The sequence below is a fragment of the Rhodococcoides sp. S146-33 genome (assembly GCF_059489205.1).
In genome coordinates this window covers 786,979-799,314 of the sequence record NZ_JCAJWY010000002.1, presented here as the reverse complement: position 1 = coordinate 799,314, position 12,336 = coordinate 786,979, and the positions used below count along the sequence as shown (strand labels likewise).

The 12,336-nt window shown below is 63.8% G+C and carries 15 protein-coding genes; 6 read left to right on the top strand and 9 right to left on the bottom strand.

The window, feature by feature from the left end:
* Nucleotides 1–12 precede the first annotated feature (12 nt).
* The 7 genes from AC5WEY_RS12230 to prfB all read right to left on the bottom strand — a co-directional run bounded on the left by AC5WEY_RS12230 (nt 13) and on the right by prfB (nt 5,639).
* Nucleotides 13–879, bottom strand: a complete 867-nt coding sequence (locus tag AC5WEY_RS12230) for an EamA family transporter (RefSeq protein ID WP_495646546.1) — start codon at nt 877–879, stop codon at nt 13–15.
* Complete coding sequence (gene smpB / locus AC5WEY_RS12225; RefSeq protein WP_032397704.1) at nt 876–1,349, bottom strand: SsrA-binding protein SmpB; 474 nt, start codon at nt 1,347–1,349, stop codon at nt 876–878. Before smpB ends, AC5WEY_RS12230 begins: the two co-directional genes overlap by 4 nt.
* 83 nt (nt 1,350–1,432) lie before the next feature.
* Entirely contained in the window at nt 1,433–2,338 is a 906-nt protein-coding gene (gene ftsX / locus AC5WEY_RS12220; protein ID WP_057477518.1) for a permease-like cell division protein FtsX, read from the bottom strand.
* 66 nt (nt 2,339–2,404) lie between these two features.
* Nucleotides 2,405–3,094 (bottom strand): cell division ATP-binding protein FtsE, encoded by a 690-nt coding sequence (gene ftsE, locus AC5WEY_RS12215; RefSeq protein WP_027496574.1) that lies wholly within the window; start codon nt 3,092–3,094, stop codon nt 2,405–2,407.
* An 86-nt stretch (nt 3,095–3,180) separates the two neighbouring features.
* The gene (locus AC5WEY_RS12210) at nt 3,181–3,627 is read right to left on the bottom strand and encodes an Rv3103c transmembrane domain-containing protein (protein WP_057477517.1); all 447 of its coding nucleotides are present in this window, start codon (nt 3,625–3,627) and stop codon (nt 3,181–3,183) included.
* Nucleotides 3,624–4,523 carry a mechanosensitive ion channel family protein gene (locus tag AC5WEY_RS12205; RefSeq protein WP_037155702.1) on the bottom strand — a complete coding sequence of 300 codons (900 nt, stop codon included), beginning with the start codon at nt 4,521–4,523 and terminating at the stop codon, nt 3,624–3,626. Before AC5WEY_RS12205 ends, AC5WEY_RS12210 begins: the two co-directional genes overlap by 4 nt.
* A gap of 3 nt (nt 4,524–4,526) precedes the next feature.
* Nucleotides 4,527–5,639, bottom strand: coding sequence for a peptide chain release factor 2 (prfB, locus tag AC5WEY_RS12200; protein ID WP_027496571.1), 1,113 nt, complete (start codon nt 5,637–5,639; stop codon nt 4,527–4,529).
* Nucleotides 5,640–5,731: 92 nt separating this feature from the next.
* Between prfB and hisN the strand changes: the two genes are divergently transcribed.
* Entirely contained in the window at nt 5,732–6,523 is a 792-nt protein-coding gene (gene hisN / locus AC5WEY_RS12195) for a histidinol-phosphatase (RefSeq protein WP_495646088.1), read from the top strand.
* Between the two features lie 7 nt (nt 6,524–6,530).
* On the opposite strand, the gene AC5WEY_RS12190 is transcribed toward hisN, so the two are convergent.
* Nucleotides 6,531–6,899: a DUF1304 domain-containing protein gene (locus tag AC5WEY_RS12190; protein WP_495646087.1), complete on the bottom strand. Its 369-nt coding sequence runs from the start codon at nt 6,897–6,899 to the stop codon at nt 6,531–6,533.
* A 142-nt stretch (nt 6,900–7,041) separates the two neighbouring features.
* Between AC5WEY_RS12190 and AC5WEY_RS12185 the strand changes: the two genes are divergently transcribed.
* The 4 genes from AC5WEY_RS12185 to AC5WEY_RS12170 all read left to right on the top strand — a co-directional run bounded on the left by AC5WEY_RS12185 (nt 7,042) and on the right by AC5WEY_RS12170 (nt 11,542).
* Nucleotides 7,042–8,451, top strand: coding sequence for an acyl-CoA dehydrogenase family protein (locus AC5WEY_RS12185; protein WP_495646545.1), 1,410 nt, complete (start codon nt 7,042–7,044; stop codon nt 8,449–8,451).
* Between the two features lie 44 nt (nt 8,452–8,495).
* Entirely contained in the window at nt 8,496–9,719 is a 1,224-nt protein-coding gene (locus tag AC5WEY_RS12180; RefSeq protein WP_057477513.1) for an acyl-CoA dehydrogenase family protein, read from the top strand.
* A gap of 184 nt (nt 9,720–9,903) precedes the next feature.
* Entirely contained in the window at nt 9,904–10,248 is a 345-nt protein-coding gene (locus AC5WEY_RS12175) for a YciI family protein (protein WP_495646086.1), read from the top strand.
* A 16-nt stretch (nt 10,249–10,264) separates the two neighbouring features.
* On the top strand, nt 10,265–11,542 hold the full coding sequence (locus AC5WEY_RS12170; protein WP_495646085.1) for an RNA polymerase sigma factor: 1,278 nt from the start codon (nt 10,265–10,267) through the stop codon (nt 11,540–11,542).
* Here AC5WEY_RS12170 and AC5WEY_RS12165 read toward each other — a convergent pair.
* Nucleotides 11,515–12,060 carry a GNAT family N-acetyltransferase gene (locus AC5WEY_RS12165; RefSeq protein ID WP_495646084.1) on the bottom strand — a complete coding sequence of 182 codons (546 nt, stop codon included), beginning with the start codon at nt 12,058–12,060 and terminating at the stop codon, nt 11,515–11,517. The genes AC5WEY_RS12170 and AC5WEY_RS12165 overlap by 28 nt on opposite strands.
* 69 nt (nt 12,061–12,129) lie before the next feature.
* Between AC5WEY_RS12165 and AC5WEY_RS12160 the strand changes: the two genes are divergently transcribed.
* Nucleotides 12,130–12,300, top strand: coding sequence for a hypothetical protein (locus AC5WEY_RS12160; protein WP_495646083.1), 171 nt, complete (start codon nt 12,130–12,132; stop codon nt 12,298–12,300).
* Nucleotides 12,301–12,336: the final 36 nt, after the last annotated feature.

Here is a 12,336-nt window from a genome sequence, read left to right as displayed (position 1 = left end):
GACCGGGCCAGTTCAACCAGCGAGGGCAATCATCGCGATCGCGCCGAGCGCCAACGCCATTCCGATCTTCTGCAGAGTGCCGACTCGTTCACCGAGCATCACCATGGCCAGCAGGACCGTCGCCGCCGGATACAGCGAGGCGATGACGCTCACCAACGAGAGAAGACCGTCTTGATAGGCGTAGATCAAGGCGGCGTTGGCGACCACGTCGAGGACGCTGACGAATGCCGCAAGTTTGAGCACGCTGCCGTGCGGGGGCGAGAAGTGCCCGGACGCCAGAGCTACGACCCAGACCACCGCGGTTGCCGACGCACGCGACGCCGCGAGCGGCCACAGTCCGCTTCCGTCGCCGATCCGATGCAGAAAAATGAACGCAAAAGCGAAGGTCACACCCGAACCGACCGTCAACCAGGCCACGGTTCGGGTGAACTTCATCTCCCGACCGCCTGCGACTTCACCGGTCACCTCGTCCGGGGATTCTTTGCTGACAAGCACCACGGCCACCAGGGCGACGGCGATACCGACGAACGCGATGATGCCGGGACGCTCGCCCATCGACAGCCCGACCAGCACCGGGATACCGGCGACCAGGACGGCGGTGACCGGCGAGACCACGGCCATCGGCCCGGCCGCGAGCGCAAGGTAGAACCACCACACTGCAACGCCGCCTGCTACACCCGAGGCCAGCCCCCACAGCATCGCCGACAGTTCGATCGTGCCGCCGACGAACGGTGCTACGAGCAGAACGATCACAAGCGACAGTGGGTACGAGACGATGACCACGCGCAATGCCGCTACCCGGCGGGATGCGACACCACCGACGAAATCGCTCACCCCATAGCCGACGGCAGCTACCAGAGCGAGCAGAACAGCGGTCAGCGCATGCCCTTCACACGACGCCCCAGCTCACGAGTGACCTCGCGTTCGGCGGTGCGCTTGGCCAACGACTGTCTCTTGTCGTAATCCTGCTTACCCTTGGCCAACGCCAGCTCGACCTTGACCTTGCCGTCGGAGAAATACATCGACAACGGCACCAGCGTCAGGTTTCCCTCTTTGACCTTGCTTGCCAGGCGGTCGATCTCACGACGGTGAAGGAGCAGTTTGCGGTTTCGCCGCGGCGCATGGTTGGTCCAGCTACCGAGCGTGTATTCGGCGATGTGCAGTCCGCGTAGCCAGATCTCACCGTCGTCGACGGTCGCGAAGGCGTCGACCAGCGAGGCCTTGCCGTCACGCAGACTCTTGACCTCGGTCCCGACGAGGGCGACTCCGGCCTCGAGGACGTCGAGTATGGAGTAGTTGTGCCGCGCCTTGCGATTGGTCGCGATGGCCTTGCGGCCCTTCTCTCTCACTGCAGGGCCCTTTCTCGAGCGTTCGCCGGATGGATCGGTTCCACGGGCAACCGCTCCAGCATAGAACCGAACGGCAAGCGAATTTATTCGCGCACGTACAGACGCAGCGTGATGTAGGCCGTCACCGCTGCCATGCCGACTCCCACCAGCGCCAGGAACGGTGAGACGAGCAGAACGTCACTGTTCGAAATCCGGGCCAGAATGTTGGCCTGATACACGTCCGAGAGCACGTCATCGATGAACATGTTCTTTGCTGTGAACAGGCCTGCGATCGCCAGCGCAGATCCGATCAGGGCCGCAACCACCGCCTCGAGCAGGAACGGCAGCTGGGTGTACCAACGGGTGGCACCGACCAACCGCATGATGCCGACCTCGGTCCGCCTGGTGAACGCGGCGATCTGAACCATGTTGGCGATCAACAGGATTGCGGCGATCGCCTGCACCGTGGCGATCGCGAAGGCGGCGTTGCGCACACCGTTGAGCACACTGAACAGTCGCTCGACCAGGTCGCGCTGATTGAGCACGCTCTGCACGCCGGGTCGATTCTCGAAGTTGTCGTTGATCACCCCGAACCGCTCGGGGTCACTCAGGCGAACCTTGAACGACGCGGGAAAGCTGTCGGCACTGACGAGCTCGGCCAGTTCGGGCTGATCCTTGAACACTCGCTCGGTTGCGTCCTTGACCGCGTCCTCGCGGTTGAGGTACTGCACCGAGACCACCGATGGTGTGCTCTCGAGGTCCGAGCGCAACGTGGCGCAGGTGTCCTGCGCGCAATCCGCATCGGTGGCAGAGATGTCGTCGGTGAGAAAGATCTGCACTTCGACTCTGTCCAGGAAGATCTGCTGGGTCTTCCCTGCCATCTGCACTACCAGCAATCCGCCGCCGAACAGGCCGAGCGAGATGGCGGTCGTCAGGATCATGGCGATCGTCATGGTGATGTTGCGGCGCAGTCCGGTGAGGACCTCGCTGAAGATGAAACTTGCGCGCATCGCGGAATCCGAGCCCTTCGATTCGTTCGGTCGAGAAGTCTGTGCGGTCTTGTCCGTGGGCCGGTGTCAGCGCCCGACGCCGTAGACCCCGCGAGCCTCGTCGCGAACGACTCGTCCGTTGTCCAGTTCGACGACGCGGCGGCGCATCGAATCGACGATGTGATTGTCGTGGGTCGCCATCAGAACCGTCGTTCCGGTTCGGTTGATGCGCTCGAGCAGCAGCATGATGTCCTGGCTCGTATCCGGGTCCAGGTTTCCGGTCGGCTCGTCCGCGAGCAGAACCAGTGGGCGATTGACGAACGCCCGAGCGATCGCCACACGCTGCTGCTCGCCACCGGACAGCTCGTTCGGCAGACGATCGGACTTACCGCCGAGTCCCACCAGGTCCAGCACCTCGGGGACGGTGCGCTTGATCATCGAACGTGGCTTGCCGATCACCTCGAGCGCGAAGGCAACGTTCTCCACCACGGTCTTCTGCTGCAGAAGACGGAAGTCCTGGAAGACGCAGCCCATGCTCTGCCGCAATCGTGGGACGCGACGGGCCGCCAATCGGTTCACATGGAAATCGGCAACATGAATGTCACCGGAGGTGGGCGTCTCCTCCTTGAGGAGTAGCCGCATGAACGTCGACTTGCCCGACCCGGACGGGCCGATCAGAAACACGAACTCGCCCTTGTCGATCGAGACCGTCACTTTGTCCAGGGCGGGCCTGGTGGAGGTCTTGTAGGACTTCGACACATTCGAGGTGCTGATCACGGGTCGCCAGTGTAGTCCTTACCCGCCGGTAACCGTCGGACCCGTGCAGGCACCGCGGCGAGTCCCGAGAGACGGTAAAGAGCGCGTCAGCGCGACGATGTCGGCGCAGGCTGGGTGGGTATCAGCGACTGTAGAGCCGGCGGGATCGGGACGCCGAAAGGCGCGGTGGTGGTCGACGGTGCGGTCGTGGTCGACGCCTGCTCACCGGTCTGTTCGACGCTTCCTGTCGGCTCCGCATCGGCGGTGGCCGTAGGAGTGGGGGCGACCGACGTCGTCGAATTTCTCGGCCGAGTGGTCTGCGGCTCGGTGTACGGGGTGAGCTCGGACGGATCGACGGCGATCGGGCCCTCGATGGATTGCTTGTCCCTCTCGGCGATATCGGCACTGACTTGGCCGTACAGCAGGCCGGTGAGCACGAAGCAGATACCGAAGGCCACGGTCGACGTGCGGACGCGGCCGTAGATCTTGTTGGGAATGCGCCACTGTCGCCAGTTTCGTTGCGAGCGTTCGGTTCCGGTGTCGGGTGTGCTCACTGATCTTCCGTCCGATCTCGTCCCGACGATTCCGGTGCAACTCCGGCCGTACTGACGTCGGGGGCCACGTTGATGCCCTCGGGCTGCAGGGCGGCGGCCACTCTCACTCGAAGCTCCCGCCCCACTTGGAACTGCTTGCCCGGCAGCGTCCGCGCGACCAAGCGCACGTTGACCTGCCCCACCTCGATGCTCTCCACGCCCATCACGGTCGGTTCGTCGAGCAGGAGCGGACGCAAGCGCGTGTCGGCGAATGCGTCACGGCCGACTGCGCGGAGCAACGCGTTCACCTGGGTGAGATCTGCGGTGCTGGGGACCGGGACGTCGACGACGGCGCGCGCCCAATCCTTCGACAGATTGATCGCCTTGACGATCTGCCCGTTCGGGACCGTGATGACCTCGCCGTCGACGCTACGCACCCGAGTCACGCGGAGCGTCACGTCCTCGACGGTGCCCTCGGCGTCTTCAGCAGAGCCGTTGACGGCGATCTGCACGACGTCGCCGAATCCGTACTGACGTTCGGTGATGATGAAGAAGCCGGCAAGAATGTCTTGAACCACGCGCTGGGCACCGAAGCCGAGGGCGGCACCGATGACCGTTGCAGGGGCCACGAGACCTCCGACGCCGAAACCGAAGCGACGCAACACTTCGATGGTGACGAGGATGTAGATGAGCGTGACCAGCACCCAGGTGATGACCTGGGCAAGGGCATGCCGGTGCTTGGCGGCCTCGGACCGCACGAGTGCATCACTGTGCTGATAGTTCTGATCGATACGGGCAGTGATTCGAGATCCGGTCCAGGTGACGAACCGCGCGGCCAGCAACCCACCGAGGATGTAGAGCACGATTCCGAGGCCGTTGAGCTTGACCTCGGGCGTCACGTTCAACCAGGCCGTCATCGGTTACTGCTCCCCTCGCATTCGCCAACGGATGCCCGACTCCAGGAATCCGTCGATGTCCCCGTCGAGAACAGTAGACGGATTGTTCACCTCGTACTCGGTACGCAAATCTTTGACCATCTGGTACGGGTGCAGCACGTACGAGCGCATCTGGTTACCCCAGGAGCTGCCGCCGTCACCCTTGAGCGCGTCCATCTCGGCGCGCTCTTCCTTACGCTTGACCTCGAGCAGCTTGGCCTGCAGCACTCGCATGGCGGAGACCTTGTTCTGCAGCTGAGATTTCTCGTTCTGGCAGGTCACCACGATGCCGGTCGGAATGTGCGTCAACCGGACGGCGGAGTCAGTGGTGTTGACCGACTGCCCGCCGGGCCCGGACGAGCGGTAGACGTCCACTCGAATGTCGTTCTCGGGGATCTCGATGTGGTCGGTGGTCTCGACGACCGGGAGAACCTCCACCTCGGCGAAGGAGGTCTGCCGTCGGCCCTGGTTGTCGAACGGGCTGATGCGGACGAGACGGTGAGTGCCTTGCTCGACCGACAGCGTGCCGTACGTGTACGGAGCCTTGACCGCGAACGTGGCGCTCTTGATGCCGGCCTCTTCCGCGTAGGACGTGTCGTAGACCTCGACCCCGTAGCCGTGCTTCTCGGCCCAGCGGATGTACATACGCATCAGCATCTCCGCCCAGTCGGCGGCGTCGATTCCGCCTGCGCCGGAGCGGATGTTGACCAGGGCGTCACGGGCGTCGTACTCCCCGGACAGCAGGGTTCGCACTTCCATGGCTGCGATGTCCTCACGCAGGGATGCGCGCTCGGCGTCGGCATCGGCGGTGGCCGACGCGGCCGCCTCACCTTCTTCACCCTCGGCGAGCTCGTACAGAACAGGCATGTCTTCGAGACGCTGCCGAAGTTCCTCGACGCGGCGCAGTTCGGCCTGCGCGTGGGACAGCTGGCTGGTCACCTGCTGAGCGTGCTCCTGGTCGTTCCACAGGTCAGGTGACGCTGCCTGGTGTTCCAGCTCGTCGATGCGTCGCCGCAACTCCTCGACGTCGAGAACCGACTCGACAGTGGACAGAGTGGTGTCGAGCTCGGCCAGGTCTGCAGAAACGTCGGGATGCACGAGAGTCAAGGTTACCGGCACCCGAACCCTCGCCCGACCGCCCCCGAGCAACACCGGGCACGGTCACCGGTACCCGTCGTTAGTCTTACCCGGTGACCGACTACTCCGCCGATCTTGCCCTTGCCCTCCGGCTCGCCGACGAGGCCGACATAATCACCCGTCGGCGATTTCTGGCCTTGGATCTTTCGGTGGACTCCAAGCCGGACCTCACACCGGTGAGTGACGCCGATCTTGCGGTGGAGACGATGATCCGAGCCGAGCTCGGCTCAGAGCGTCCGAACGATGCGTTGCTGGGTGAGGAGTTCGGCGGCACCGCGACCTTCAGCGGCCGACAGTGGGTGGTGGATCCCATCGACGGCACCAAGAACTTCGTGCGCGGTGTACCCGTGTGGGCAACGCTGATCGCTCTTCTGGAGGACGGTGTACCGCAGGTCGGCGTCGTCAGCGCCCCGGCGTTGAACCGACGCTGGTGGGCCGCACACGAGCAGGGGGCATGGACTACATCGGACAGGGATACCGCGCGCCGGATCACGGTTTCGCGGGTCGACTCGTTGGCGTCGTCGAGTCTGAGCTTCTCCAGTCTCTCCGGCTGGTCCGATCTCGGTATCCGAGACAAATTCCTCGACCTCACCGATGCCGTCTGGCGGGTGCGCGGCTACGGGGACTTCTTCTCCTACTGCCTGGTCGCCGAGGGGGCTGTCGATATCGCAGTGGAACCCGAGGTGTCACTGTGGGATCTGGCGGCACTCGACATTCTCGTTCGCGAGGCCGGCGGCACCTTCAGCGCACTCGACGGCACCGCGGGGCCGCACGGGGGCAGCGCGGGGGCCACCAACGGCCTGCTGCACAACGAGGTTCTCGGCCACCTGTTTCCGAGCACCTGAAACCGGCTCAGAGAACCGCAGCCAGCACCAGGGCTATCAACGGAGTGATTCCCTGCACGAATGCAGGCCGGAAGTACTTTGCCCCGCCGGTGGCCAGCACCAGCGCTGCGCCGACGATGCTCGCGCACGCAAAGTAGACGATGGCGTCGCCGGCCGAGCCGCCCACGATGAGGCCGACCACGATGCCGATGGCGAGAAACAGGTTGTAGAAGCCCTGGTTGAAGGCCATCGGCTTGGTGATGTCGGCGTCGTTCTGGCTCGCGACACCGAACTTTGCCCATACGGCCGGCTTGGACCAGAGCACGCTTTCCATGACGAAGATGGCGACGTGGAGGGCTGCGGCGAGGGCCGCGAAGATCTGAGCTGTCGGATGCACGGAAACAGCCTGTCACACCGGTACGACGCAGGATACGAACTACTGCCGGGGTGTCGTGCGCCACCGGTACTTACTCGACAGTAGACAGCTAACTTACTCGGGAGTAAGATCTGTGGAGTCCGTGACCGACGCCGAGGAACTGGTGATCATGAGCAAGCAAGACAGTGTGGTCGACGCGAAGCGCCCGAAGGTGCCCCGCGATACTTCTGCGGTTGGCCTCAACCCGTTCAAGAGAGATGCGATCGGAACCGCCATGCGCGTTCTGACCGCCCTTACCGGATCGGAACTGGTCGAGAAGTACAACCTCCGCCAAACGATCGACCGGGTGACGTACGAGAGCACCAAAACCGGGTTCAAGACACTCGGCGCGGCGAATCGTACGTTCGCCAAGGTCACCGGCGGCGGCAAGCCCAAGCGCCTCGACGACGGTGCCACCAAGAACCTGAGCTACTTCGACCTGACCCCCGACGACGAACAGCGCATGATCGTCGAGACGGTCAAGGAGTTCGCCGAGGAAATCCTCCGGCCGGCCGCGTTCGACGCAGATCACAACGCCTCCTCACCGGAGGATCTGGTGCGTCGTTCCGCCGAGCTCGGCATCACGCTGATCAATGTCCCCGAGGAACTCGACGGTGCCGCCACCGAGCGCGGAGCCGTCACGAACTCGCTCGTCGCCGAAGCTCTTGCTCATGGCGACATGGGCTTGGCTCTGCCGATTCTGGCTCCCAGTGGTGTAGCCGTCGCACTCACCCAGTGGGGAACGGACGCCCAGCAGAAGACCTACCTGCCGGCATTTGTGGGCGAAAAAGTGCCCAATGCCGCCGTGGTCGTCAACGAGCCACGCGCATTGTTCGACCCCTACGCGTTGCAGACGAAGGCCGTCCGCTCCCCCAGTGGCTACAAGCTCAACGGCGTCAAGAGCCTCGTGCCCGCTGCCGGAAGCTCCGAGCTGTTCGTCATTGCCGCGGAATTGGAAGGTCACCCCGCATTCTTCATCGTCGAGTCCGACTCCAAAGGCCTTGTCGTCGAGGCAGACCCGAGCATGGGCCTGCGCGCAGCAGGCCTCGGCCGGCTGATCCTGACTGACGTCGCAGTGCCCGAATCGGCCTTGCTCGGTGACGGTGATGCAGATCAGCGGGCCGCCGAGTACAGCGCCGCGATCGGCCTTGCTCGCCTCGGCTGGGCATCGCTGGCCGTCGGTACCAGCCAGGCAGTGCTCGATTACGTCGTTCCCTACGTCAACGACCGTGTTGCCTTCGGTGAGCCGATCAGCAACCGTCAGGCCGTGGCCTTCATGGTCGCCAACATCGCCATCGAGCTCGACGGCATGCGGTTGGTCACGCTGCGTGGTGCATCTCGCGCCGAGCAGGGACTGTCGTTCACTCGTGAGTCTGCGCTGGCTCGCCGGCTCGCTTCCGAGAAGGGGATGCAGATCGGTTCCGACGGCGTGCAGCTGCTCGGCGGTCACGGCTTCACCAAGGAGCACCCGGTCGAGCGTTGGTACCGCGATCTGCGGTCCGTCGGCGTCGCCGAGGGCATCGTTCTCATCTAGCTCGTCGCCCCGAATTCCATGGCACTCACCCAAGGACACACACGATGATCAATCTTGAACTTCCCAAGAAGCTTCGGGCGCAGGCGAATCAGGCTCACCAGGTCGCTGCCGAGATCTTCCGCCCGATTTCCCGCAAATACGACCTCGCCGAGCACGAGTACCCGGTGGAACTCGACACGATGGCGTCGATGGTCGAAGGCATGTCCGACGCCGGTGGCGAAATCGGCGGCGCTGCCGGTGGCCGCGAGAAGGACAGCGAGTCCGCTCCCAAGCCCAGCAAGACCGCGAACTCCAACGGCGGCAACATGTCTGCTCTGGTGAACGTGATCGAGACGTGCTGGGGCGACGTCGGCCTCACCCTGTCGATCCCCTACCAGGGACTCGGAAACTCGGCGATCGCCGCAGTGTCCACCGACGAGCAGCTCGAGCGCTTCGGCAAGGTGTGGGCTTCGATGGCCATCACCGAGCCCGGCTTCGGCTCGGACTCCGCAGCCGTCACCACCACCGCGGTGCTCGACGGTGACGAGTGGGTGCTCAACGGCGAGAAGATCTACGTCACCGCCGGCGAACGATCCTCACACATCGTCGTCTGGGCGACGGTCGACAAGTCACTCGGCCGAGCGGCCATCAAGTCGTTCGTCGTACCGCGTGACGCTCCGGGTCTGTCGGTCGCACGCCTCGAGCACAAGCTGGGCATCAAGGCGTCCGATACCGCAGCACTGCTGCTCGAAGACTGCCGGATCCCGAAGGACAACCTCCTCGGCACCGCCGAGGTGAACGTCGAAAAGGGTTTTGCCGGCGTCATGCAGACGTTCGACAACACGCGTCCTCTGGTCGCGGGTATGGCAATCGGCGTCGCACGCGCGGCGCTCGAGGAGTTGCGGTCCATCCTGGTCGACGCCGGGGTCGAGATCTCCTACGAGACGCCTGCCTACAACCAGCACGCGGCCGCCGCAGAGTTCCTGCGACTCGAAGCAGACTGGGAGGCAGCACATCTGCTCGCACTGCGCGCAGCGTGGATGGCCGACAACAAGGAGCCCAACTCTCTTCAGGCCTCGATGTCCAAGGCCAAGGCCGGTCGCTCGGCGGTCGACATCACGCTCAAGGCAGTGGAATTGGCCGGCACCTACGGCTACTCCGAACGCCCGCTTCTCGAGAAGTGGAGCCGGGACTCCAAGATTCTCGACATCTTCGAGGGCACCCAGCAGATCCAGCAGCTCATCGTTGCCCGACGAGTGCTCGGAAAGACTTCCGCAGAACTGAAGTGATCCACTCGGCTCGTCGAGCCACGCAGTGAACGAAAGAGCGGCATCGGACCCACGGTCCGGTGCCGCTTTTTCGTGCACACCGAAAATTGTGGACGCCGGTGTCGATATCGTGTCTTCTCGAGCGTCGTCTTCGTGTACGGCGACTCGCGCCGCGACACCGAGGTAACGAACCCAGGAGCGCACCATGAAATACATCCTCTTGATCAACGCAAACACCGCACCCGGAGCAGCGCCGGGTTGCAGCAGCGTGGAGGACTGGATGACCTACGAGAAGGAAATGAAGGAAGCAGGCGTCTACGTCTCCGGTCATGCGATGGCCGACCTCACCACTGCCACCGCGGTGCGTGTCGACGCCGCCACCGGAGAACGCACCGTCACCGACGGGCCGTACGCCGAATCACACGAAGTACTGGGCGGCTACGACGTCATCGACGTTCCCGACCTCGATGCCGCGCTCGAATGGGCGACGCGATGCCCAGGATCGAAGGACGGCGGCACCGTGATCGTTCGTCCGCTCGCCGAATTCTGACGTACGGGATCGTTCGGTGAGTGAACTCGAGATCCCTCGCGCGGTCGAATCGGTCTTCCGAGCCGAACGCTCGATGCTGCTCGCGTCGTTGGTGCAGCGCTATCGCGATCTCGATCTTGCCGAAGAGGTGACGTCGGATGCCATCGAGGCGGCCATGAAGCATTGGCCGGTCGATGGCATACCGGCCAAGCCCGGCGCCTGGTTGCTCACCACTGCCCGCCGTAAAGCGGTCGATCGTCTGCGACGCGACCAGAGGCTCGCCGCGAAGATCGGGGTACTGCAGGCCGATTCGGATCGGAGCGAACCATTCCCGGAAAACTCACTCGATGACGATCTACCCGACGACCGACTCCAATTGTTCTTCACCTGCGCGCATCCGGCACTTGCTGCCGGCGACCGCCTCGCTTTGACTCTTCGATGCCTGGCCGGTCTCACCACGGCCGAGGTGGCCCGCGCTCTGCTTATCCCTCCTGCCACGGCAGCGCAACGAATAGTGCGAGCCAAGAACAAGATTCGCGTCGCACACATACCTTTCCGCGTTCCGGGCCAGGACGAGTTGGGCGGCAGAGTGCCGATGGTGCTCGAAGTCGTCTATTCGATCTTCACCGAGGGGTACTCGGCGACATCGGGCGATCGAGTGGGCCGTATCGACCTCACCACCGAAGCAATCGGTATGGGACGGCTGCTGCACGCTGCCCTGCCGACAGAGTCCGAGGTGACCGGCCTACTGGCATTGATGTTGTTGACCGACGCCAGACGCCGAGCGCGGATCGACGCGCAGGGCGACATCGTGCTGCTTGCCGACCAGGACCGGCGATTGTGGAACGCCGAGTTCGTCACCGAAGGTACGGAACTCGTGGTGGACGCTCTCCGTAGCGGACCGAGCGGGCCCTATGCGGTGCAGGCAGCCATCGCGGCGCTGCACGACGAGTCGCCGAATACGGACAGTACGGACTGGCACCAGATCGTTGCTCTGTACGACGTATTGATGAATCAGGGCCCGAATTCGATCGTCGCCTTGAATCGAGCGGTTGCCATAGGCATGCGCGACGGTCCCGCGGCGGGCCTGCACGAGCTGAATCTGCTTGCCGACGAGCCGACGCTGCGTCGTTACCACCCGTACCCGATGGCGAAAGCGGATCTGCTGCACCGAATCGGCCGGCTCGACGAGGCAGCAGAGCAGTATCGACAGGCTCTGGATCGTGCACGCACCGCACCCGAGAAGCGATTGCTACTGCGCAGGTTGGCCGACGTGAACGGTATCGCTCAAGAAGACAGAACCGAGTTCATCTGAATCGAGCTCAACGGCCGATCGGCGTACACCAAGCGAACTGCGTCGGCGTCGGGATTACCGACGTCGGGCCCACGGGTGATCAACTCCAGCCCCACGCGCTGGGCCACTCGGGCCGACGCGACGTTGTGTTCGAGGAGGTACGCCACGATCGGCAATTCGGGCTCGGTTCGGTGTGCGCTCTCGATGGCGGCCTCGCACATCTCGGTGGCGTATCCCTTGCCGTGCACGTCCGGATGAAGTCGGTAGCCCAGATTCCAGAAGTTGTTCTGCCGCTTCGAGCACCCACCGTAGCCACTGATCGTGCGGCTGCCGCGCTGACGAATGATCCACGTGGCCAATCCATCCCGCCGCCACTGCTCCAACCGGCCCAGCAACATTCGTTCGGTCGCGCCGGGATCGGTGTGCCGCAGGCTGGGAAAGTGGGTCCACGACTGCGGATCGCTGCATATCGCGTACAGCGCATCGAGATCGGCAGCGACCGGCACGTCGAGATCGAGGCGTGAGGTTCGAGTGTGCACACGATGGATCGTAGGGGCACGAAGTCTGGTAGACCGGTGGTACACGATCGAGCGAAGGGTGTGACAGTCATGGCCGAGTGGGTCAAGAAGATCGAAGAGAACGCGAAGGGCCTCATCGCAGAGGCAGAGCAAGAACTGACGGCGCTCGAGGGTGTCGACACGGTCGACCTCACCGCCGACGAGTCCGAAGACACCGAAACGGCCACCAGTGACGATGGGCACGAGCAGGTTTCGGACTGAATCCTCGAGGAATAGCCGAGATCCGCAACCACGTTC